The organism is Paenibacillus sp. 7523-1 (genome assembly GCF_002276415.1).
In the GTDB taxonomy this organism is placed as follows: domain Bacteria; phylum Bacillota; class Bacilli; order Paenibacillales; family Paenibacillaceae; genus Paenibacillus; species Paenibacillus illinoisensis_A.
The window spans coordinates 97647-119110 of the sequence record NZ_NPBR01000020.1; the positions used below are offsets into that span (position 1 = coordinate 97647).

General features: G+C 42.9%; 26 protein-coding genes. 19 read left to right on the top strand and 7 right to left on the bottom strand.

Annotated features, from left to right (window positions below):
* Window positions 1–65: 65 nt before the first annotated feature.
* Window positions 66–644 carry a hypothetical protein gene (locus CHH60_RS21570; RefSeq protein ID WP_095361083.1) on the bottom strand — a complete coding sequence of 193 codons (579 nt, stop codon included), beginning with the start codon at window positions 642–644 and terminating at the stop codon, window positions 66–68.
* A 412-nt stretch (window positions 645–1056) separates the two neighbouring features.
* Between CHH60_RS21570 and CHH60_RS21575 the strand changes: the two genes are divergently transcribed.
* Complete coding sequence (locus CHH60_RS21575) at window positions 1057–4515, top strand: glycoside hydrolase family 2 TIM barrel-domain containing protein (protein ID WP_095361084.1); 3459 nt, start codon at window positions 1057–1059, stop codon at window positions 4513–4515.
* Between the two features lie 158 nt (window positions 4516–4673).
* On the opposite strand, the gene CHH60_RS21580 is transcribed toward CHH60_RS21575, so the two are convergent.
* Together CHH60_RS21580 and CHH60_RS21585 are read right to left on the bottom strand one after the other, a co-directional pair.
* Entirely contained in the window at window positions 4674–5120 is a 447-nt protein-coding gene (locus CHH60_RS21580) for a hypothetical protein (RefSeq protein WP_095361085.1), read from the bottom strand.
* A gap of 38 nt (window positions 5121–5158) precedes the next feature.
* Window positions 5159–6700, bottom strand: coding sequence for a stalk domain-containing protein (locus CHH60_RS21585; RefSeq protein WP_095361086.1), 1542 nt, complete (start codon window positions 6698–6700; stop codon window positions 5159–5161).
* 176 nt (window positions 6701–6876) lie between these two features.
* Between CHH60_RS21585 and CHH60_RS21590 the strand changes: the two genes are divergently transcribed.
* Window positions 6877–7347 (top strand): DinB family protein, encoded by a 471-nt coding sequence (locus CHH60_RS21590; RefSeq protein ID WP_095361087.1) that lies wholly within the window; start codon window positions 6877–6879, stop codon window positions 7345–7347.
* A gap of 97 nt (window positions 7348–7444) precedes the next feature.
* Here CHH60_RS21590 and CHH60_RS29935 read toward each other — a convergent pair whose 3' ends face one another.
* Complete coding sequence (locus CHH60_RS29935) at window positions 7445–7600, bottom strand: hypothetical protein (RefSeq protein ID WP_176476161.1); 156 nt, start codon at window positions 7598–7600, stop codon at window positions 7445–7447.
* Window positions 7601–7760: 160 nt separating this feature from the next.
* On the opposite strand from CHH60_RS29935, the gene CHH60_RS21595 reads away from it, so the two are divergent.
* The 14 genes from CHH60_RS21595 (at window position 7761) to CHH60_RS21660 (ending at window position 17938) form a co-directional block, all read left to right on the top strand.
* Window positions 7761–7976: a hypothetical protein gene (locus tag CHH60_RS21595; RefSeq protein WP_095361088.1), complete on the top strand. Its 216-nt coding sequence runs from the start codon at window positions 7761–7763 to the stop codon at window positions 7974–7976.
* A gap of 67 nt (window positions 7977–8043) precedes the next feature.
* Window positions 8044–8598 (top strand): hypothetical protein, encoded by a 555-nt coding sequence (locus CHH60_RS21600; RefSeq protein WP_095361089.1) that lies wholly within the window; start codon window positions 8044–8046, stop codon window positions 8596–8598.
* 138 nt (window positions 8599–8736) lie between these two features.
* The gene (locus CHH60_RS21605; RefSeq protein WP_095361090.1) at window positions 8737–9912 is read left to right on the top strand and encodes a WXG100 family type VII secretion target; all 1176 of its coding nucleotides are present in this window, start codon (window positions 8737–8739) and stop codon (window positions 9910–9912) included.
* 6 nt (window positions 9913–9918) lie between these two features.
* A complete protein-coding gene (locus CHH60_RS21610; protein WP_095361091.1) occupies window positions 9919–10425 on the top strand; it encodes a hypothetical protein in 507 nt (168 codons plus the stop codon).
* Window positions 10426–10502: 77 nt separating this feature from the next.
* Entirely contained in the window at window positions 10503–10979 is a 477-nt protein-coding gene (locus CHH60_RS21615; protein WP_095361092.1) for a hypothetical protein, read from the top strand.
* 265 nt (window positions 10980–11244) lie between these two features.
* The gene (locus CHH60_RS21620) at window positions 11245–11607 is read left to right on the top strand and encodes a hypothetical protein (protein WP_095361093.1); all 363 of its coding nucleotides are present in this window, start codon (window positions 11245–11247) and stop codon (window positions 11605–11607) included.
* On the top strand, window positions 11607–12092 hold the full coding sequence (locus CHH60_RS21625) for a hypothetical protein (protein ID WP_095361094.1): 486 nt from the start codon (window positions 11607–11609) through the stop codon (window positions 12090–12092). Before CHH60_RS21620 ends, CHH60_RS21625 begins: the two co-directional genes overlap by 1 nt.
* A 132-nt stretch (window positions 12093–12224) precedes the next feature.
* A complete protein-coding gene (locus CHH60_RS21630) occupies window positions 12225–12554 on the top strand; it encodes a hypothetical protein (protein ID WP_095361095.1) in 330 nt (109 codons plus the stop codon).
* Window positions 12555–13054: 500 nt separating this feature from the next.
* Entirely contained in the window at window positions 13055–13324 is a 270-nt protein-coding gene (locus CHH60_RS21635) for a hypothetical protein (RefSeq protein WP_095361096.1), read from the top strand.
* A gap of 38 nt (window positions 13325–13362) precedes the next feature.
* Window positions 13363–14241 carry a hypothetical protein gene (locus CHH60_RS21640; RefSeq protein WP_095361097.1) on the top strand — a complete coding sequence of 293 codons (879 nt, stop codon included), beginning with the start codon at window positions 13363–13365 and terminating at the stop codon, window positions 14239–14241.
* Between the two features lie 531 nt (window positions 14242–14772).
* Complete coding sequence (locus CHH60_RS21645) at window positions 14773–15546, top strand: hypothetical protein (RefSeq protein WP_095361098.1); 774 nt, start codon at window positions 14773–14775, stop codon at window positions 15544–15546.
* 178 nt (window positions 15547–15724) lie between these two features.
* Window positions 15725–17014 (top strand): galactokinase, encoded by a 1290-nt coding sequence (locus CHH60_RS21650; RefSeq protein WP_095361099.1) that lies wholly within the window; start codon window positions 15725–15727, stop codon window positions 17012–17014.
* A 282-nt stretch (window positions 17015–17296) separates the two neighbouring features.
* A complete protein-coding gene (locus CHH60_RS21655; RefSeq protein WP_095361100.1) occupies window positions 17297–17581 on the top strand; it encodes a hypothetical protein in 285 nt (94 codons plus the stop codon).
* 48 nt (window positions 17582–17629) lie between these two features.
* Window positions 17630–17938: a hypothetical protein gene (locus CHH60_RS21660; protein WP_095361101.1), complete on the top strand. Its 309-nt coding sequence runs from the start codon at window positions 17630–17632 to the stop codon at window positions 17936–17938.
* 56 nt (window positions 17939–17994) lie between these two features.
* Here the strand turns inward: CHH60_RS21660 and CHH60_RS21665 are convergent, their stop codons facing one another.
* The 3 genes from CHH60_RS21665 to CHH60_RS21675 all read right to left on the bottom strand — a co-directional run bounded on the left by CHH60_RS21665 (window position 17995) and on the right by CHH60_RS21675 (window position 19720).
* Window positions 17995–18246, bottom strand: a complete 252-nt coding sequence (locus CHH60_RS21665; protein ID WP_176476162.1) for a DUF1433 domain-containing protein — start codon at window positions 18244–18246, stop codon at window positions 17995–17997.
* Window positions 18247–18552: 306 nt separating this feature from the next.
* Window positions 18553–19095: a hypothetical protein gene (locus tag CHH60_RS21670; protein WP_095361103.1), complete on the bottom strand. Its 543-nt coding sequence runs from the start codon at window positions 19093–19095 to the stop codon at window positions 18553–18555.
* 346 nt (window positions 19096–19441) lie between these two features.
* The gene (locus CHH60_RS21675; RefSeq protein ID WP_255248038.1) at window positions 19442–19720 is read right to left on the bottom strand and encodes a hypothetical protein; all 279 of its coding nucleotides are present in this window, start codon (window positions 19718–19720) and stop codon (window positions 19442–19444) included.
* Between the two features lie 150 nt (window positions 19721–19870).
* Here CHH60_RS21675 and CHH60_RS21680 point away from each other — a divergent pair, with 150 nt between their 5' ends.
* The 3 genes from CHH60_RS21680 to CHH60_RS21690 are packed head-to-tail and all read left to right on the top strand — an operon-like array spanning window position 19871 to window position 21365.
* Window positions 19871–20233 carry a hypothetical protein gene (locus tag CHH60_RS21680; RefSeq protein ID WP_095361105.1) on the top strand — a complete coding sequence of 121 codons (363 nt, stop codon included), beginning with the start codon at window positions 19871–19873 and terminating at the stop codon, window positions 20231–20233.
* A gap of 44 nt (window positions 20234–20277) precedes the next feature.
* Window positions 20278–20853, top strand: a complete 576-nt coding sequence (locus CHH60_RS21685) for a hypothetical protein (protein ID WP_095361106.1) — start codon at window positions 20278–20280, stop codon at window positions 20851–20853.
* An 11-nt stretch (window positions 20854–20864) separates the two neighbouring features.
* Window positions 20865–21365, top strand: a complete 501-nt coding sequence (locus tag CHH60_RS21690) for a hypothetical protein (protein WP_095361107.1) — start codon at window positions 20865–20867, stop codon at window positions 21363–21365.
* Window positions 21366–21464 lie beyond the last annotated feature (99 nt).

Genomic DNA, 21464 nt, shown 5'->3' on the forward strand with positions numbered 1-21464 from the left:
TTTAAATGGGAAGGCAGGTGAATGTGCATGCTTCCGCTTGGGCTGTTCGTCTAAAGTTTGCTTCATTAAAAATCGTAGCCCAGTTCTTGGGCGTAGGCTTGGATCTCTTTTTTGTATTGCTCCAGAATTTTAATGCCTGTGTCAATTTTGGCATTGCCTTGTTTCAGAAGGGCGCTGTTTACTTTGGTTTTGGATACGGATTTCTTGAACAGCAGATAGCCTTCAAGTTGTGCATAGCTTCCTTTGACCAGTTTGGCATGGATTTTTTTCAGTTCTGCGTTCTCCGGCTTGATCTGCTTCAGCATGGACACATACTTGGTGTAATTGGGAACCGCAGTATTATTCAATTTCAGGAAGATGGATTTGCGGTTGGCGGATGTAACATACGTGCTGCCAATGGAATCAAGGGCTTTCTTTTCATAAACCGTTGTCAGATCAAGTGCATCCAGGTAGTTCAGGAAATCTTCCTCTTCAGCGCTAGGAATTGGCTCTTGTTCCGACGTGTCCACTTCCGTGTAGTTATCTTCCGAATATGTAGTGGTGGTGTCTTCCGCTGCAGCCGCATAGGAACCAGCAGGAGCGAATACCCCGCCCAGCAATACAAAACTCATAATAATGGATAATACCCAAGACCTCTTTTTCACGTTACATGTCCCCTATCTATAGATGTGATTTTATTCCAAGGGATAATCTAACATAGGATTACAAGAAATTACAGGAATAGTTTTACAAATATTTGGAGATCGGCGTTGTTTCCTTAAATTTGAATCGTTAGACTGATACTTCATATAGGTATAAAGGAATATCCATATGTTCAAATATGAACGCTCAGCTGAACATGAGTAGAGGCCATCAGGACCCCATAAAATTCTAATGTGGATTGTTCATATAATCTCACCAAAAAATGCATGAAATTAACGTACATCGAAACCATCAGATGATATAATCGGTTGGAGTATTCATGTCCTGCCGATCCGTTTTTCGAAAAGGTTATCGGCGAAAGTCGTCATTTTTTTGTAAACGCAAACATAAATCACACAGAAAGTGAGAATAGCGATGAATCAGAAAAAGCTTTTTAACGATGGGTGGCAATTTGCGAAAACCAAACTGGATGTTACGGACCCTGCGGGATTGGCATTCGAGCCTGTGGAGATTCCCCATGACTGGCTGATCTACAATACGCTCGACCTGTACGAAGACAGCATTGGGTGGTACCGCAAAACATTCCCGTACACGAAGGATGATCAGCAGCATCTGCTTTGTTTTGATGGCGTTTACATGAACTCTTCCGTATATGTGAACAACCAGCTGGTTGGGGAGTGGAAATACGGTTATTCCGCGTTTGAACATGAGATCACGGATGCGCTGGTGGAAGGCGATAATGAAATCATCGTAAAAGTGGTGCATCAGAGTCCGAACAGCAGATGGTATTCCGGGGCCGGAATTTACCGCAATGTATGGCTCAAAACGAGAGATCGCAATCATATCGTGACGGATGGCATCTACGTATCCATTAAGCAGCAGCCAGCGGGCTGGCAGGTTGAACTGGACACGGAGCTGAATATCGATCAGAACGCACAGCTTGTGCATACGATCCGATATGCGGGTCAGGTTATTGCGACTAATACAGCGGCGGTTACGGCTGCTGCAGGTGGAGATACAGAAGTAACGGACCGTCAGCAGATTGTGGTGGAGAACCCAAAACTGTGGAGCACCGATGAACCGAATCTGTACGAACTGGTGACAGAACTGCAAGTGACGGATGCGGACCAACATGTACAGACAATTGAGTCGGTATCGCAGCGAATTGGCTTCAGGGACGTCCAGCTGGATCCGAACGAAGGCTTCCATCTGAATGGGGTCAAAATGAAAATGAATGGTGTGTGCGAGCACCATGATCTGGGCGCACTCGGGGCGGCTTTCAACCTGACGGCACTTCGCAGAAGGTTCAATCTGCTGCGGGAGATGGGCGTCAATGCGATCCGGACCGCGCACAATATGCCTGCCAAGGAGTTCATGGAGCTCGCAGATGAGATGGGGATGCTGATCGTCTCGGAAGCCTTCGACATGTGGGAACGATCCAAAACGCCTTATGACTACGCAAGATTTTTCCCGGAATGGGCGCACACGGACGTGAAGAGCTGGGTGAAGCGGGACCGCAACCATCCAAGTCTGGTCATGTGGAGTATCGGGAATGAAATCTATGATACCCATGCGGATGAGCGGGGCCAGGAAGTAACGCGAATGCTGATGGAGTATGTACTGGAATTCGATCCAAAAGGCAACGCAGGCATAACCATTGGTTCCAACTACATGCCTTGGGAAAATGCGCAAAAATGCGCGGATATCGTGAAGCTGGCAGGCTACAACTATGCGGAGAAATATTACGACAAGCATCACGAAGAGCACCCAGACTGGATCATCTACGGTAGTGAAACATCATCTGTGGTGCAGAGCCGCGGGATCTATCACTTCCCATTCGAGCAATCCATCCTGGCAGATGATGACGAGCAGTGCTCCGCACTGGGCAACAGTACAACAAGCTGGGGCGCGAAGTCGGCAGAATACTGCATTCTAGCCGAACGGGATCGGCCATATTCACTGGGGCAATTCCTGTGGACCGGATTCGACTATATCGGAGAGCCGACCCCATATCATACGAAGAATTCATATTTTGGACAGCTGGACACGGCAACGTTCCCGAAAGACTCCTACTATATCTATCAAGCAGCCTGGACCGATTACAAAACAAGCCCGATGGTGCACCTGTTCCCTTATTGGGATTTCAGCCCTGGTCAGCTGATTGATGTACGCGTGTGCAGTAATGCGCCGAAGATCGAATTGCAGCTGAACGGCAAGACGATCGGAACATATGATATTGATCATGCGAACGGAACCCAGCTGGTCGGCTGGTGGAAGGTGCCGTATGAAGAGGGCGAGCTAAAAGCGATCGCTTATGATGAGAACGGAGAGATTATCGCAACGGATGTACAGCGATCCTATACAGACGCACAGAAGGTTCGTCTGCAAGCGGATAAAGAGCAGCTGCAAGCGAATGGAACTGATCTTATTTTCGTGGAGATTCAAGTGGAAGATGAAGCGGGCAATCCCGTGCAAAATGCAAACAACCGTGTACAAGTTAAGGTGACAGGTGCAGGACGACTGCTTGGTCTGGATAACGGGGACAGCACGGACTATGATCCGTACAAAGGTCTGAGCAGAAGATTGTTCAGCGGCAAGCTGATGGCAATCATCGGGGCAACACATGAACCGGGCAGCATCCGGATCGAAGTGACCTCCGAAGGACTCCAGGGTGCAGCAGCCGAGTTTGAATCGAAGGCAGTGGATGGCGAAGTCATGAATGCGTCCGCTTCCGTTGCAACTCGAGGACAAACCGTGTTAACCGAGAACGAAGAACGCCCAGTCCTCACCGGACGTGCGCAGGAGATTCCTTTGCGAAAAATCGAGATTATCAGTGAAGCCGGACAAGCCTTCGATCCGACGATCCAGGAGATGGTGGTTACCGCCAAGCTGTATCCGGAGAACACGTCGTACCGTGACATTGAGTGGGCTGTTGTCAACGATGCCGGTATTGAGTCCAACATTGCGAAGGTCGAAGCGAACGGTCTGGAAGTACGCGTGTCAGCGCTGGGCGATGGCGAATTCCGCCTTCGTGCAACGAGCAGCAATGGTACGGACAAAACAAAGCTGATCTCACAGCTTGAATTCAAAGCAACGGGTCTGGGCACAGCCTACAAAGATCCGTACGGCTTCATTACTGGTGGATTGTACGATTACACCAAAGGCGATGTCGGTAACGGCAATGAACGCGGCGTAGCGACAAGTCGTGATGGGGAGACGCATGTCGGCTTCCGCAATATCGACTTCGGACCGTACGGCTCCGATACGATTACCATTCCGATCTTTGCACTGTCCAGCGAGGATTATTTCCTGCAGATCTGGGAAGGTATGCCGGATGAAGAGGGCAGCACGCTGCTGGCTGACGTGGTCTACCAGAAGGAATCCAGATGGAATGTGTACCAGGAAGAGACGTACCAGCTATCCAAGCGGCTGAGCGGCATTACGTCGATCTGTTTTGTACTGAAGCAGAAGATTCATATCAAGGGCTTCTCGTTCGAGCGTCAGAGTCGTGCATTTGAGCAAAACACGGCGGCTTCATGCGATCATCTCTACGGCGATACGTTCTCGATTCAGGATGAGTATGTAGAGGGGATCGGTAACAACGTATCACTGGAGTTCGAAAATATGGACTTTACGACAGAAGGCACGTCGAAGCTCGTCATCTATGGCCGTTCGCCGATTGATAAAAACACGATCCATATCCGCTTCGCAGGCGAAGATGGACAGAGCAATCAGCTGGTTGAGTTCACGCACTCGGAAGGGTATGAGGAGCGGGTGTTTGAGCTTGAACAGGTATCAGGCGTGCAAAAAGTGACCTTTATCTTCCTGCCGGGAAGTCAGTTTGACTTCGGATGGTTCAGGTTTGAGAAGTAAGTCGTTTTAAGAAATACATGGCCTTATAGTAGGATAAATTAATTTTAAAAAAATTAAATAAATTAAATCCCCTTCAAGCTGTATGGTTTAAGTTCAAATGAACCTAAACCGCATGCGTGAAGGGGATTTTGGTATGTAACCTATTCGCGTGCGAATGTTTAACGGAATTGTTCCGCACGTATAGAGAGATCCATGTCATGCCCAATTCTGCTGTAGATGTATACTTTGACATCAGTGTCCTGTAAGGCAAGAAGATTCACGGTCTTTTCACTGTTTTTGCTGATCATGGTCTCCATAGGTTCACTGTAGTCGTCGACATACAGGTTCATATACATGGGATGATTACTATGATTTTCAATGATAATGTCCGCAAGTGTTCCATTGTCAGCAACCATTGTGAAACTGCCGGTGTATGCTGCACGGCCTTGGTGATGAGTTTGACCAATGAGCAGAGCATTCAGATCTGGTTTTACTGAATCTTCTGCAGCATTGACCGCCTTGGATGACGGTTCTGTGGGGGTTCTACTTTCAGCATCCAATGTACTAATGGGCATGAGCAGGACTGAGAAAACGATACCTGCACCCATAATCTTTTTTAACAACATTGTAATGATCCTCCTGTACATAATGAATGTTCTCGTTGCTACGTATCACTTTGAATAGTCAACAAGCTTGTCTCTTCATCCCAGTTCACAGTAAGTCCCAGGGCCTCAAATACTTCAAAGGGAACGGTCGTCGCACCCGAATAATTGCTTATCGGTTCTGGTAATGAAATGGATTGAACTGTAGAGGAAGAGACTGATTTCACGGTTGCCTCCGTCTCGTTGGGACGGATTGTGACGGTACGATCTTCATATTGCAATGAATAAGCTTCGACGAGTCCGTTTACCTGGTTCATTTCAAATGCTGCCCCAATCGTTGTAGCTACGACTCTGACTGGAAGTTGAACGGTATGTTGGGTTTGGACTGCCGAATACGTGGACTGGAGCAGCTCATCGTTAATATACACATCTATGCCCAGCTTGGCCTGAACGGGTCGGTAAACCATGCCTCCAGATGATGTTGCAGGTGCGCCAGCCTCCTGATACTTGTCACTTCCCCAACCCCAGACGGTTCCATTGGAGGATAAGGCAAGACTGTGGTGATACCCTGCCGAAATATCGGTAATACCCGACAGATGCTTAACTCTGCCTTCTTTGCCTGTAACCGTCCTTCCGTAGCTGTACACCTCACCCGAAGTGGTTAACAGCAGGATATATTGCGAATTCCCGTCCATCTGCTTCACCTTGAGGTCGTCATGGAGAAGAACTGGTTTGCCCTTTTCCCCCAGGGCCCACACTTTCCCGTTCTGGTCCAGTACAAGCAGGGAGGTATCTGTGCTTGTGATCGATGATATGTTGGACAGACCCTTTAACTTGGCTGGTTTGGAAGGGGTTTCATCTGGTTGGTTTGGTTCATTCCATGTCCACAGGGAGCCATCCTTCTTCAAGGCATAGCCTTGTTGGCCGGATGATCCTACCTGAATGATGTTTTTCAGTCCGCTTATTGCGTGTGGACGATGTACTTCAGAATCGTTTCCTTGAGTCCCATGGCCCAGCCATGACATAACTGTACCGTTCCGGAGAAGGGCGATATTGAAAGAACCAGACACCACATCCTTCGCAGAGGGAATGCCTTCGACTTGGTAGGGGAGTGTACCAGCGCCCCATTCCCACACGGTTCCATCTGCCTGAACGGCTGCGTTAATCCCACCTCCTGCGGCTGAAATGGCTATGACATTCGAAATTCCCGGAATGCGAATGGGACTGGACGTATGGCGATAGCGGATGTCTTCACTGACACCAAGCTCTCCGAACATATTGCGACCCCAAGCCCAGACGGAACCGTCATTTCGCAGTGCGATCGTATAATAATGAGCCCCCTCCACAGCGGTATATGTAAGTCTCTTTTCTGTGGTTGCTGCGGTGGTATGGACCGTAGATGTACCGCTGGGAGGCAGCGTAGTTGTTGCTGCGTATGATATGGAGCCATGGCCCAGTCCCAATAAAAGAATTGTGGTCAACCAAGTAGAAGCGACCGCCAGGCGCCATCTACGAGCTGGTTTACCTTTTACAGGGGGATCGTGTGGTATGAAGGAATTTTGTGCCGGGTTAGTTCTATGATCAGATGGCTCCGGCCAGCTCATGAAATCGCCTCTTTTTCGGGTGGGTTAGGGGACTGCTGTTTTTCTACCTTTCTAAACGCTCTTGGGAGTGATGAAGTTACAGAGAAATGATAAAATACCTATATATTGAAAATATTTTAGATCTAACTATGTGAATCGATGGACCATTCAGGTAAGGGAGAAAAGGAGGATGAACGATGAAGTTTAGTGAAGATGTACTATGGAATCAACTGCAGGATGTGAGGCAATTTACGCTGGGAGTGTGCGCCTCTGTGGATGAAGGACAGGTTCATGATGTACCGAAGGGATTCAATAACTCCATCCTGTGGAATGTGGGACACATTATTTTGGACCAGGATATGTGGTTTCACTATCTAATTGCTGATGACTCGGAAGTGCCTGCGGACTATGCAAAGTTCTTCGGTTATGGGACAAGCCCGGCAACGTGGGATGCCGCACCCCCATCCTGGTCTCAATTGATAGAGCGTCTAAGGGTGCAACCAGACCAATTGAAAAACAAATTTACAGGTCGTCTGGAAGAGCCGCTGCTCCGGGAGAGCGAGTTAGGCATGAGTACAATCGGCGAAGTGATTCCGCGTACACTCTATCATGAGTGGTACCATCTGGGATACATTCAATCTATTCGCAGATGTCTGAGTGTATCTTAGCGGGTTGAGGTCTACATATATTAAAGTTGTGTTGGATGGAGAAATCCTGTGGAGCAGAGTAGACAACAAGAAAGAGTTAACTCATGGTGATCATGAATTAACTCTTTTTCAGTTCCAGTGTATATGGAGAGTAAGTGCTATGTTCCAGCGGTGCTGATTCGTCAGACACTTCAACTGCAAAGTACAGTATGATGGGGAGAATGAGCACAATAAGGCCGATGATCATAGCAATGATGATACTTCTTTTGTTCAAGTAGACAAGCTCCTTTCTGGTAATAAGATTTTAGCTTTTTTGGAACTGTAACATATATTAACCAATGTAAAAGACATAAGATTAATCATATGAAGTACGTGTAAATGTTTATGATGTAACGCTTTATCCAGATAGGCATCGTTAGGAAGGGAGAGAACACTTGGAGAGAAAGATGACAGATGTAGAGATATTAAATCGAGTAATTAAAGGAGAGGTAGTGGGTTGTCCTTTTTGTGGAGAAATATTAGCTTATCAAACAGTAGAGCAGGGATTACCTCCGGCAGTGATCTGCCCCAATGGTGATTATCGTCTGAAAATAAATATTAGCAGTGGAAATCTGCTAGATAGACTAGGTTTAAATAGCAAGGAAAAATAGTATCAGTGAGCGATTGCAGGGTGGTGCTCAGAACAGCAGATATCTACAAGAGAAATGGAGAACTAACATGTCATTTATATTAATTGAAAGAGAAGACAAGCCTGTTCGATTGCGTGGAAACCGAGTGATCCCGTCAACAATAACGGTTCATAACAAGGATGGTCTCATTTTAGGAAACTATGTGGGCTTCAGAAGTGGACTTCAAGTTAAACTGATTAACTATGGAGGAGTGATTCTGGCTGCACCTGAGGCTAAATATGCGTACAAACTTGGAAATTTGATCCCTGCTACATTGAGTGAGGAAGTAGTTCATTGCCCTGCCTCCGAGTTGTTTGTGAGGGAGGAGGAGTTGCCTACAGTGCGAGAGTATTCTTTTTCTGTCATACATACGGAACATATGAACCAAACGTACGACGAGATAACAACATCAATGTGGATACCAGGGAATATTTACGTGGGACAAGAACAGGAGTTGTTATCTTGGATAAAAATATCAACTCAAGAGATGGTGGTCATTGGCATGATAATATCAGGTGAAGACCGTGGTGGGGCTGTCGCCTTTGTTCCCACAATGGATTCGTCCAAAATCATTTCAATTCGAGGAATTCAATGTGTGCACTAATGCGAAAATTACATTCTATAGAATGTTGCTCAACTACTGTATAACCTTAGAGAAAATGAACCCCTCGTTTGATTCCAATCCTCCTTCTGACTTGTTAAAATTTAGGTATATACTACGGTCAGTTGGCGGTGAAGAGGAATGCAGCGAATTGAGGTTCATCCTGATGTATTAGATGAAAAGGCGAGGTTCGTCCAGCAAAAGAAACAGGAACTGGAGCGGATGGTCTGGGAATTGGAAAAGTCGATCTATCTCTTACAATCTGATTGGTCAGGTGTAACAGGAGAACGATTCTTTTGGGACTTCATGCAAGTAAAAGAAGTTTTCCCTACGACATTGGGGCTCTTGGATAAAATCCAGAATGAGTTTACCTTTGTAGCCAAAAATTTCAGGACGACAGATGGTTCAGGCGAGGTTGCACTCTATATTCCCGAGGAGCTTAAACCAACTTTTGCTAAGGGCCTTGCGGATGGTTCAGTTGGAGAAACGGTAAACGGAATGGGGCAGACGGCCGAGGCGCTCTTTTATGATCCGTTCGGCACGGTGGCTAGTTTTGCCTATGCGATGACTCTTGGAAAAGTTGTCGATGCTGGGCGAGGCATTAAGTTTGCTTGGGATGCAGCATGGGGAACGGGAACAGCAAGATCTGATGTGGAGCAATTTGTAGAAGATCAGAAAAAACAGATCGACCAAGATGGATTGGGTTATTACAGCGGATCGATGGCAGGTCAGGTACTGGCCTATGCTTTCTTTGGCAAAGCGTTTCGGGCTGCTGAAAATAAGCATAGCGATCTGGGAGGGTCGGGTGGAGGAAAGCCGGAGGCTGGAAAGGGAACTGGGGGGGCAGGCAGTTACAGTAGGAATAACCTAATAGAACCTTCTTTACCACTAGGGGGAATCCCTAAAGGAAATTATGCTAATGTTGAAGGTGGACGAGGAAATGTTAGGCAAAATGAATCTGCTAATTTACTCGCAGAACAGGGTTATGATATAGAAATGTTAGATGAAGTTGTTGGTGGGAATGGTTATGGTATCAAAAAAGGAAAAAATCCAGATTTTATAATTGAAGGAAGAGTTTTTGATTGTTATTCACCTGATACTGATACTCCAATTGATAGTATTTGTGCGAAAATAAAAAACAAAACGAAAAATCAGGCGCAAAGAATTGTACTGAACCTGGATGATTACCCTTCGGAGAAAATAGATGAACTCCTGGAAACTATTTTGAGGCAGACAAATCCACAAGCAAACTTAAAGCACTTGGATGAGCTAACTATGATTAAGGATGGAAAAATCACAAAAGTTTTTGGGAGGTAGTAGAAGGTGGACTACGAACTATTTATAAATAATAGCTCTGAGGCAGAAAAAATAGGTAATATTATATTTGAAATAATGAAAGAAGTTATAGGTAAGGAAGTCAAAGTCGAAAAATTGCAGCATAAATTAGGGTATCAATATGTTTACATTGAATCAGAATATTTAACAATTGATATTGATTTGGAGGATGAAGATGGTGAAATGGAAGAATACCATGAGATGAATCTGAAATATTATAGCGTAAATACAAATATGCGAATCAATATTCAACTGTTCTCAAAGACTTTTGATACAAGTTGGTTGAAATTGATTGAAACAGTGGGGCAATTGTTATCTGTTGTGGAAGGCGATGTACTTTTGCTAGATGATAGATCCTTTCCAATAATGAAGAGAACCAACAATGTCTTGCTTGTAAATAATGATTTAGATGAGTATCAAATCAAGTATATTACTAAAGAAAGCTTAAAACTTCTTAACTGTCATTATGTTGAGAGGAGTTTCAAAGCTGAATAGAAATCTTGTAATTGATGCGCTGTGCAATTCAATTTCAATAGTTTGAGGATTTTGCATATTTCAGGAGAGAAAAGTCCATGGAATATTCTCTAAAGGTTAATGGAAAAGAAGAGGCGTTATGGTTAAAAGAATTGTTAGAAACTAAAAATCTCGAATATCGTTATATAAACAAAAAACATAATTCATTGTCTATTGATGAATTTGATCTAGCCAATGGTCTGAGAATAAGTGTTTATGAAAATAATTTTCCGCCCAATCATCCGGCGGCTACTTATGAAACTATGTTTCAAGAAGAGGACTTTGTTTATGAACAAACAATATCTTATGAGTTAGAGAATAACGAACAATTTGAACGTTGTTATAAAACCATGTACGAAGTTTCTTTTTCTATCTTAGAATCTCTCAAAGTAGATGGGTTATTTTATCCATCAGGAGAGGAGATATTTTTCTATAGAGATGGAAAGTACACCTTTAACGGAAAATATCTTGAATTGCTCGAAGACCAATACAGCGAAATTCTTAAAAGTATCAATTATACGCTTTTTGGTAGCTAATTGATGGCATCAGCGGAGTTATATCATAATCACGACAGGCAACTATGTTTTAGAATTGCTGATGAACCTTATCCGTATAAAACTTGTTAATTATCATCAGAAGGTTATTTCAAAACAGTGGTGTCGAGTGACTGTAATGACAACGAATATTGTTTAAAGTTCTGTTTGTCTTTCTGAATGAATTTCCGGTATAAACCCTAAAGACATCTAAATGAGTAACTGAAATTCAAAATAAAGAGAGATTAAACTTTAGGACATATTCGAAATGAAATTAAGTAAGCACTTCTACCAAGAAAAGAGTAGAGGTGCTTTTTGCTATGGATTCAAAACAACTAATGAAATCTTCCACACGTTGGACGATAATATAGTAGAAACATTATGTAGCTCTAACTCGCAAATTATTGAAGTGAAAAAGTCAGCGGGAGCAGTGAAAACAGACCAAATCGATAGACTAGTAGATACAAATAATAAAGAATTTTTTAATTATAATAAGAAGGAAGTTGTTTTATATATTGATGCACCGCTAGAAAACGCGGGTCGAATTGCATCTGAGAAAATAGATTATATCAGGAACAAGGGCGTCAAAGTGGTTAACTCGTTGGAAGAATTAAGGGAGGTACTGAAGTAATGGCATCTGCTTTTGTGTTGGTAGAAGAGAAAAGTAATATCCCCATAGACCGTTTGGTTCGAGATATACAACAAACTTGTTTGGAAGCAAAGTTAAATTTAGTTTTTGGGATTCAAGATATAGATTCGGAAGAGAACATGAAACATTGCGCCTTAGGCATTTCACTCCCAGCCCAACAAGTGTCAGATCATGGTGAGATAAATAATACGATCAGAATTGATGTATATGATGAACCTGCTCCACATCAATACAGAGAATTAGAATGGAGAGATACTGGGCAGATATATTTTAACACGCTCATTATCGATGAAGTATATCAACATGAAGAGGTCGCGCTAACCTTTCTGTATCATTTTCTAATGAGGTACCCACAGATGGTGGTATGGATGGAGGAAGACTGGGTCTATACATTATCTGACCTGGAGAAAGCTCTGAAAACTTCAAATCAATCTGATTGGTGTTATGTGAATCCGAATTCTATATAAGTAACAAAAAAATCTCTGAGTAGATTTCAAAGATCCTGGAGGACTAGGTAACATCTCACTAAAAGGCCCTTTTCTTAACGCCAGACAGGAGCCGCTTAATCTTGCTCAACAAAATGCGTAGGGGAGATTCATTTGGCACAAAGTGCAATTCGTTATGCTAAACAAACAAGGTATATTCAGGATGCTCAATTAGGGAGAGTCATACATTGTATTTTTAAAGTTGTTGATGGTATTAGGTCTGTAGAGCTCATCGAATATGAATGGTTGTTAAATGCAATAAATGAATGGTGGAGTGACTTTGAAGATATGCCGCCAGGATTAAAGGATATTGAATTAGACAAATGGCTTACAGATGTAAACCGCAAAGATTATTTTTATTCAATACTAATCAAGGCACGAGAAAAATGTGATGAATCGCTAAAAGAGGACGTATCTAAATTTATTGAAATCTTGCATAACTAACATGAGAATGATTGAATAAACTCAACGCTAGCAAGAAGGGGATTTGTCTAGATCGACTGTGCTGACATCGAGTATAAGACAAAAGATTTTTACAAAAAGGCTGCTTAAATTCAGTTTTGAATTTATAGCAGCTTTTTAGATTCTCTTAAGAATGAAGTACCATATGATCGGGAGTTACATTTTTTCATTTTGGGGCTCCTCATCCTTAACAAAGCAAGGAGCAAACTCGCTGGCAGGAGTAGAGGCTGAAGCAGATTGTCAATGGGTGGGACTGTAAACTGTGATACAACATAACCGGTAATCCCAATTTGTAAGTAATTTGTCGAAATATGAAATAATACCTAAGACATATGGCTTAATTATAATGAATCTTGAATATCGTGTTAACATACTAAATTTTGTGTGTTAGGCTTTAATAGTAAACAAATTCCAATTGAGGAGTTGAGTGTAATTATAAAAGATTCATGTCAGCAATCACATCTAGAAAGAAGGTCCTCATGATGAAAAAAAAAATTGCAACTATATTTGTTCTATTATCCTTTCTTGAATTAATCGTATTAATTATTGTTGGTAAGTCTATTATCAATAATATAATTCAACCAGATACGTTCACAGGAATTATATCTCTTCCGTTAGCAGCTTGTTTTCTTTCTTTATGGATGTTTTTCTCCAAACAAAAACTTGAAGAACGTATCGTAGGACTGCAAATTTGCTTTATCACAGCATGTTTAGCAATTGGGCCGTTAGTTTGTCTATGGTTTGTAACTTGAAATTACGTAAAACTATCTAGTTATAAGTAGGAGGACTCATGAAAAGAATAGTAAAGTTTATTACAGCAGTACTTCCCCTTGTTCTTGTTTTTAATTTGATTTTTGTCGGTACAAGTAGCGCAAAAGATTCTGATACTGAAGTAAATGGTGTACAAAATTTCACTTTAGAAAATCAAACCTTATTAAGTGACGGATCAGAAGTAAGTACATTTCAATTAAATCCAGAAAACGGAGAGTCTCCGGTAATTTATGACGTAACAGATAATAAAGATACAGTAACTGTAATCGCTACACAAAATGGAGTTGAGCTCGACAGAGCCATAACTGATAAAAGAACTGGAACGATTAAGCAATTAAAAAATGAAGTAGTTGTAGCGGAGTACAAAATTGAAGATCATGTAACCATTAAATCAACTGAGAGTAATAGTATAAATGAAAATGAACAATCCATTCAGTCTGCTCAATCTCAAAATCTCTTAAGATCTGCATATAATTCTGGCATTGGGCAGTATGGATATTTGTATGGTGACTTCACAACTAGATATGGCGATACTTATACGTTAAATTTTGGTGTGGGTACTTCTATATCTATTATCGTCGGAGCACTGGCTAGTATCGTAACCGGTACTGCATTAGTTGTGGCTATAATAACGGCACTCGGCTCTACAGTTGTAGCAAATGCTATTACATCGCTTATTAGTGGGGATGTTTTTGCTCAGTTTAAAGACTATAACCTTGAGGTTCGTTCCCAGGGTAAAGTTGGTTTAGTATCTAAACAGACGATTGTTAATGCAAAGGTTAATAATTATCGAACAGGTGGATCTTCGTGGGTGTATTTACGAACTGAAGGGGACGGAAGAAGTTGGGATGATTTATGTATTATAGGAGCCTACAATGTATATCTCCAAAATCTATAATTAGAATCAAATCATGTATAAATGAACGATTAAACAGCAATAATTATGCAGGCAGCGGTTCTTTGACCATTCTAGGGTCGGTAGAGAACCGCTGTTTGTGATGTCCTTGGTTTAGATTGGAAGCCGATTGAACCTGCATATGATATGCTCAAGGAGATCGACAGCATCAGGACATAGCGGTAAATCTTATAAGCTTGAGATCATTATCAAGTATGACCTTATGTAACAGTCAAGAAAATAGAAGAAGAAAGTTGTATCCAAATTAGCCGCTTCAAAATCAATTGCGCAGGACTGACCAGGGGAGAAGGGAGGAGTTTGTCTATCTTTTTAGACTGGCTGCATGTACAGGCTGTTTAAGGGTACGTAGTGTTTTGTTTAAGATGTAGTTCACCTTAGTTTCTGAAGAAATGACAATCTCCTTTTATGACAATATGGATACCGATTCGAAACCAAAAATGGATATTTTTGCAGTATAATCCATTTGGCCTTGGTACGGAATCTTGTGTCAAAAGATGAAAGGAGATTTAATCGGTGAATAAGGGAATAGCAGTATGGTCACTGATGGGTGCTTTTTTGGTTGCAGAATGTGAGGCCGACTCTACAGGATCTAATCCGCCAGAGCAATCAGAATCGCCAAGCAGACAGGTAACAATAGAGCCAAAGCAAGAAACGAATCCAACATTACATTGGCTCGGATCGTCGGAGGGTGGACAAGTAAAACTCTATGATAACAGGGAAGCAAAAGATTCACACCATATATTCACTCTAGAGATAAATGGAAATACCAAAGACTTTGATTGGTACTATCTTGGGGATATGGGAACGGACCCACAGGTGCACTATACGGATCTTACGGGGGACGGTAAGGAAGAAGCTGTAGTAATTATCCAAACTGGACGAGGAACCGGATTAAATAATTACGATATCCATGTCGTGAGCGCCGATGATCTCTCCGAAATTAAAGTGCAGAGTTACGAAGACATCGTAGCGAATTACATTGAATCGCATGTTAAGAAGAACGGGGATGGCACGTTAGCGATTGCAGTAGAAGCACAAGGACAAGCCTATAACTTCGATTATGATTTCGATCCCGCTCCAGATTACGAGCAAGATGAGCTTGGTTTTGGCGGTGTAACAATCTACAGGCTGGAGAATCAGAAAATTAAATTAAATCTTCCCGGATCTGTTGGGATATCTCCCACATATGTATGTGATTTTAATGTGACCTACACATATGACGAGGCCAAGAACGAGTTCATCGTTGATCAGATTGAAGTTGAACCTGTTGAAAATACAAAAGATTAACCCTATTGCATGACACATCCAATACATTTCATAAAACGTTTACAAACTTTCAATTCTGCCCTACCTTTTCAGGAGCGAAGCTGAGATAATGGGAGAGGAATATGGCTAAGAAACCAAAGGCAAAACATTCTTCACCCACAGCATAAATAAACGCTACATACCCATAGGAGGAGTAGAGATGACGACACAACCATTACAACTGATCCAGTCCGCAGAAGGCCAAGCATTGCTTGCTCAAATGTACGGACAGCAGCAGGTCGAGGAACAGACTGCACGTTACACAAAGCTAAATGCTACCTTTGAAGAGTACTTTGGTGTACAAGAGGGCAGCAAATTGTTTAGCGCCGCAGGACGCAGTGAGATTGGTGGTAACCATACGGACCATAACCATGGCAAGGTACTGGCAGGCAGCATTACGCTAGATACGATTGCTGTGGCGGCACCAACCACGGAATCCGTGATTACCTTTTATTCGGAAGGTTATGATAAGAAATATGTAATCGATCTCACAGATCTGACGCCGAAGGCAGAAGACGACGGTACGACGGCGTTGATTCGCGGTATGGCTGCGGGATTCGGAGAGTTTGGATACAAGATTGGCGGCTTCCAGGCATACATCTCCAGTAACGTGTTCTCGGCATCGGGTCTAAGCTCGTCAGCTTCATTCGAGATGCTGATCTGTACGATTCTGAATCACTTCTACAACGAAGGATCACTGGATGTTGTGATAATGTCCAAGATTGGTCAGTATGCGGAAAACCAATATTGGAATAAACCGTCCGGTCTGCTGGATCAGATGGCTTGTGCTTATGGTGGTCTGATCGCGATTGATTTTGCGAACCCGGCTGAGCCTGTCATTGAACCCGTGCAATGGGATTTCCAACAGAATGGCTACTCCTTGGTGATTGTAAATACAGGCGGAAACCACGCCGATCTGACCGAAGATTATGCTGCCGTGCCTTATGAGATGAGAGCGGTTGCTCAGGTGCTGGGCCAAGAGTATGTTCGGGAGATTACAGCCGAGAATATCTACGCGAACCTCAAGCAGGTCCGTGAAGCTGCGGGAGATCGTGCGGTGCTGCGTGCACTTCATTTCCTGGAGGAGAATAACCGGGTAGATGGCCAGGTGCAGGCGCTGCGGGATGGACGTTTTGCTGACTTCCTGAATTTGATTACAGCGTCAGGGAACTCATCCTGGAAGTGGCTCCAGAATGTATATCAGAGTGGCTCCGTGAAGGAGCAGGAGATTGGAATCGCGCTTGCCCTGACTGAAAACTATCTGCAAAATCTGGGCGATGGTGCCTGCCGTATACACGGTGGTGGATTTGCTGGGGTTATCCTGACCATCCTTCCAAACGACAAAGTCGAGGAGTATATGTCCTGGATGCACGGCATGTTGGAAACGCCAATTATTGTCGTTAACGTGCGTGCACAGGGAGCAGTATGCCTGAATGAATTGATCGGATAAGCGTAAAGTCTTCCCATTAAATTTATGGGTAACGATGTAACGCTACAAACATAAATAATTGTGGAACGTGAATAAACGAATTAGAAGAAAAAATAATGTTCAACCAAGTCCGGGCCTGCCCGGGCTTTTTGGTTTATTCTAATTTCGACTAAAGTCCAAACTTTGAAGGTGGTTTATGTGTTGTTAGGTAGAGGGTTATAAACCCTGGGCCGTTGCTTGGATGAGACGTAACTTGTAACAGAGGAATATTTCAGTAGGTTTTGACAAGGGAGGGTATTCAAGATGACTACAACCACAGTGACGGATGCGCTTAAAGAGAAACAATTATATGAAGAGTTGAGGCGTGAACTGGAAGATATAGGGGATGGCGAGCAGCGGCAAAGAGTCCTGAGCCGAATGATCAGACAGCTCAAGTTTGCCAAATGGCGAAAAGAACGAATGCATAAGTTCGATACCTACTTTCAAAATGTAAAACCGGTAACATTGTGGGTTATTTTAGCGACGGGGGCACTTACGCCCGTACTGTTATTTAGCATGTTCATATGGGTGTCGCTGTGGTTGGAATGAGATTGAAGCAGAGAGGGTAATTACCTTGTATAGGGGAGAAGCAAGAAATTGACATCAAGAGACAAGGGAGGTACTTATGTTATTTGCAGTTTTTTTGTTGCCATTATATTCAGTGCTCTGCTGATCTTTCGAATGGATGAAGGAAGAAGACTGAGAATCAGCGCACTAACGGTTGTGGTGTACAGCATATTGCTGTGTCTGTTACTTGTATTTCAATCTGTTGACCAGGGTGAAGATTTTATGTATCTGGGGTTCTTCAATATGACCTATGGGGCTGCGAAAGTATGGATTAACATTTACGTGGTCGTCGCCCTGGCAGCGTTCATAACGTATCTGGGTGCGAGCGAAGAGGAGTAGGTGTTTTGAAGTTATGGTAACGGCGAGTGTGGTTGGATGTATAGATATATCTGATTCTACTTCTTTTGATCAAGAATCTCTTTGGGAACAATCGCATTCTGCACTTCAAAAGTATCATAATTGACGAGAATTGTAATCTCCGTATTTTTATTATTCTTTACATGTCCGCTCAAACTCACATTATGACTCAGGTCAGCGGGAAGGAATTTGTGATCTGTGAACTCTACATCCACACCATAGTTCTCCTTAAGATAGGCGAGACTCACTTGCTGGGCTTTCTCTAAAGTTTCCTTTTGTTCGTTAGACATACATCCAGAAAATAAAAAGATGCATATAAATAAGAAAGAAAAAGTAAGATATTTTTTTATGGGCATGTTCACTTGAGTACTCCTTGCTGCTATTAATTGAGTAGGATGTTGTTACTTTCTAAAAAGGAGTTTAAATTTTCTATTTAATACTAATACAGCTCTTCTTTTTCATTAAAATAACGATGCAACCCCTTTATATATAACACATTACAATTATATTTGGAATTAATTAGTGAAAAAGAGAGAACCACAAATCACCAGAATGGAGCATTCCAATGGTTAGCGGTTCTCTGAGTTAACTTTATTTTAGTGTGACCCTTGCGGGTGTTTCTGTTCGAGAGGTTGCACTTGCCCTTGCATAAACTGGTGATATTCACGGAAACTGCTGATATGATGCAAAGCATCGGTTTTGGAAGACTGGATTTTGACCTTACCGTTTCCAGGGTTCTTCTTCATCTTAGTCAGTGCTGATTTGGATCCTTCGATATCACCTGACATGTCCTGAATTCGCTGCAGCAATGCGGGGTGCCCTTCATGCTGAAGCATTTCAGCAAGTGGTCTCATTTCCTCAAGCTTTTGACTGGATCGTTCGAGTGTGGTCATCACCTGATCCCCATCGGTATGTGCACTCAATGAGACCATACGGTGGATATGATCTTTCTCCATACGCTCCAGTGCCTCAAGATGAGAAGCTTCAAGTCGCTTGGGGTCATTCCAGCTTTCAACTTGAACCTCAGGTTCATTTTGCTGTGATGCCTGGTTTGCACTATTCCCGTTATTCCCGCATCCCCATAGTAAAGATGAACAGGTCAGGATTGCACCGACTGCAATGATGCTTTTCAAGCTCATGTTGTCACTCCTTCAATTTTTTCCTGAAGGTAGTATGAGCCAACATATATCGAATCATGCTTATTCCGCAGAATTTCTTTCCTGCAATTACGCATATCCCCAAAAGTTCTGGTAACAACAGCCTACATTAATTCTTTAGTGATGGTACTTCGATGTCATCAATTGCAGACTTTTAGCTTATTTTTGCTGACGTATGTTTTCGGTGTACGGCTCTTGATTTATAATTAATTTAATTGAATAAGAGGTAATTATTACAAATTGTACTACACCTAACGGTTCCACAAAGAGACCTGATAGTTCTCCGGGTTGATTCTTGCTAAAACAGCTATTTCATTGCAGTGATTCCTTAGGATGAGGAATTTTCCTTTTTTGGATTACGGCTATCAATAAACCAATCCGGTCCTTCGACACTGAGAACTTCCTGTCTGTCATAGTTATACGAAACTGTAATCCGTTCATCTTCATGTCCCGTTACATAACCGTACAGGTAAAGACGCGAATGGATTGAAGGATCATCAATATCATAGCTGGTTACAACAAATTCAGCATTGTAATATTGCTTGATGTACTGGGCACTGATAGGCGTAGCGATTTCTACCATTTTTTGTTGATCTGATGTGGACATGCTCGAACATCCTATTACAAATGTAAAAATAAGCAAAAGAACTACCGTTAATAGCTTTATTCTCATTAGGTGTATATCTCCTTTTATGGTAAAAGGTATAAATATAAATTTAGTTTAGTTGGAATTTTAGCGACAGACAAGGAGGAGGCGATGCACATCTATAACAACCCGATTTGGCGCTGGACCTTTACACTGCTGTATCCAGCCATTATTTTCATCTTTCAGAGCTGGGGGCCGATATTGGAATCATGGGCGGGTCCCATTATCTTTGTTGCTTTATTTTGCTTTCTGTGGAGCGGGATTGAGGAGATGTTCATCTCGACAGGGCTGACCTGGTTAGTGGCCATCCCGTGCTGGTGGTATTTTATTGAGCGTCCGCAGCCGTCTTTCGGTGCGGAGAATTTTGCGGCACATTTATGGTTAATTGTCATTATATATATCGTTTTTGTCCTCATTCCTCAGGCACTGATCCTGACCACTCGTCTACGGATCATGGATTATTATAAGAAGTGATGGGGGAGTTACATCGCGTTTCAACGTAAGGGAGGAGGGGACATATGGAACGTAAAAAGAAACGGGGAGCATATGTAGCGTTGTATGTATTGGTACTCGCAGGGCTCCTGCTTTTGATCCGTTCATGCGCTCCACAGGACATCGATTCCATGCTAAGCGAGAATGGCATTCATTCAGACCAGGTAATGGTTGTAACCCCCATAGATTCACGAACTCATCTGGTTTTATATCAGAATATTACTGCTGATGGCTTAGCATCCGGATTGATTGAGCAAGAGCCATGGTCATCCCGGGTCACGCTGCCACAGGACGTTCTTCAGGATAATCCCAATGAGCCGATATCTTCTCATAGATCGGGATACCAGATGCCCGATGAGAAAACGTTCGATGTTGCATACGGATATGTCCACGATCCGGAGATAACGAAACTGCGCCTTCGATACGAGCTGAATTCATCGTCTGAGGAAGTGGAAGCTGATATTCTTGAACCCTCGAATAAGAATGAAGAGAGGCTATGGTACGCCATAGTTCAGCACCCGACAACGGGGATACAGCTCGAGATACAGGGGTTGGACAATGGAGGCCAAGTGATCTACTCATCGCAGGAGAACGAAGATTAGGAGGAATGTTCTTGAATCATGTAAAAAGAATAAACAAACCCTACTTCATCTTCCTGGTCTGGAACGTACTTATGATCTTTGCCGTACATGGGTTAACATTTCAGCATGAAGCTGGTAAAGGAGTCTCCGGCAATGGTAACCCGGGGATACTCATCTTGTTTCCGTCCCTTCTTACGTTTCTGATCTTGTGTATCTGGACGGTGTCACTGTCCAAGTGGTGGTTATATGATCAGCGTCAGCGCTGGGGCAAGAAAAAACATGTCATGGTACCCCTGGCTGCTTTGCTACTATGCGTGTTGTCTGTCTTTTGGCAGCTGTTCATGATTAAGGACCTGCGAGTGCAGCTAGGTGGTTTCACGAATGATCCAAATTCGGTGGTGTACCGTTTTGGCTGGTTGAATCAATATACGAATACTCTTTATTATAATGTTCCAATCCTGCTGTTCGGATTGTCATTGTCTATATTCATTGGTTGGTTAATGGAACGGAGTGTACGCAAGAACGGTTCATAAATCACTTTCCCTCTTCTTTTCCATCTTCCTTCACATATCTGAAATAACCCAACTAACACCCAAATAAGCCCTCTTGTCCGGTTTGACCAGTCAAGGGGG

What these genes read in the sequence shown, in the direction of transcription:
- CHH60_RS21575 (WP_095361084.1), top strand. Translation starts at nt 1,057, where the DNA reads ATGAATCAGAAAAAGCTTTTTAACGATGGGTGGCAATTTGCGAAAACC.
- CHH60_RS21580 (WP_095361085.1), bottom strand. Translation starts at nt 5,120, where the DNA reads ATGTTGTTAAAAAAGATTATGGGTGCAGGTATCGTTTTCTCAGTCCTG.
- CHH60_RS21585 (WP_095361086.1), bottom strand. Translation starts at nt 6,700, where the DNA reads ATGAGCTGGCCGGAGCCATCTGATCATAGAACTAACCCGGCACAAAAT.
- CHH60_RS21590 (WP_095361087.1), top strand. Translation starts at nt 6,877, where the DNA reads ATGAAGTTTAGTGAAGATGTACTATGGAATCAACTGCAGGATGTGAGG.
- CHH60_RS21600 (WP_095361089.1), top strand. Translation starts at nt 8,044, where the DNA reads ATGTCATTTATATTAATTGAAAGAGAAGACAAGCCTGTTCGATTGCGT.
- CHH60_RS21605 (WP_095361090.1), top strand. Translation starts at nt 8,737, where the DNA reads ATGCAGCGAATTGAGGTTCATCCTGATGTATTAGATGAAAAGGCGAGG.
- CHH60_RS21615 (WP_095361092.1), top strand. Translation starts at nt 10,503, where the DNA reads ATGGAATATTCTCTAAAGGTTAATGGAAAAGAAGAGGCGTTATGGTTA.
- CHH60_RS21620 (WP_095361093.1), top strand. Translation starts at nt 11,245, where the DNA reads ATGAAATTAAGTAAGCACTTCTACCAAGAAAAGAGTAGAGGTGCTTTT.
- CHH60_RS21625 (WP_095361094.1), top strand. Translation starts at nt 11,607, where the DNA reads ATGGCATCTGCTTTTGTGTTGGTAGAAGAGAAAAGTAATATCCCCATA.
- CHH60_RS21635 (WP_095361096.1), top strand. Translation starts at nt 13,055, where the DNA reads ATGAAAAAAAAAATTGCAACTATATTTGTTCTATTATCCTTTCTTGAA.
- CHH60_RS21640 (WP_095361097.1), top strand. Translation starts at nt 13,363, where the DNA reads ATGAAAAGAATAGTAAAGTTTATTACAGCAGTACTTCCCCTTGTTCTT.
- CHH60_RS21650 (WP_095361099.1), top strand. Translation starts at nt 15,725, where the DNA reads ATGACGACACAACCATTACAACTGATCCAGTCCGCAGAAGGCCAAGCA.
- CHH60_RS21655 (WP_095361100.1), top strand. Translation starts at nt 17,297, where the DNA reads ATGACTACAACCACAGTGACGGATGCGCTTAAAGAGAAACAATTATAT.
- CHH60_RS21665 (WP_176476162.1), bottom strand. Translation starts at nt 18,246, where the DNA reads ATGTCTAACGAACAAAAGGAAACTTTAGAGAAAGCCCAGCAAGTGAGT.
- CHH60_RS21670 (WP_095361103.1), bottom strand. Translation starts at nt 19,095, where the DNA reads ATGAGCTTGAAAAGCATCATTGCAGTCGGTGCAATCCTGACCTGTTCA.
- CHH60_RS21675 (WP_255248038.1), bottom strand. Translation starts at nt 19,720, where the DNA reads ATGTCCACATCAGATCAACAAAAAATGGTAGAAATCGCTACGCCTATC.
- CHH60_RS21680 (WP_095361105.1), top strand. Translation starts at nt 19,871, where the DNA reads ATGCACATCTATAACAACCCGATTTGGCGCTGGACCTTTACACTGCTG.
- CHH60_RS21685 (WP_095361106.1), top strand. Translation starts at nt 20,278, where the DNA reads ATGGAACGTAAAAAGAAACGGGGAGCATATGTAGCGTTGTATGTATTG.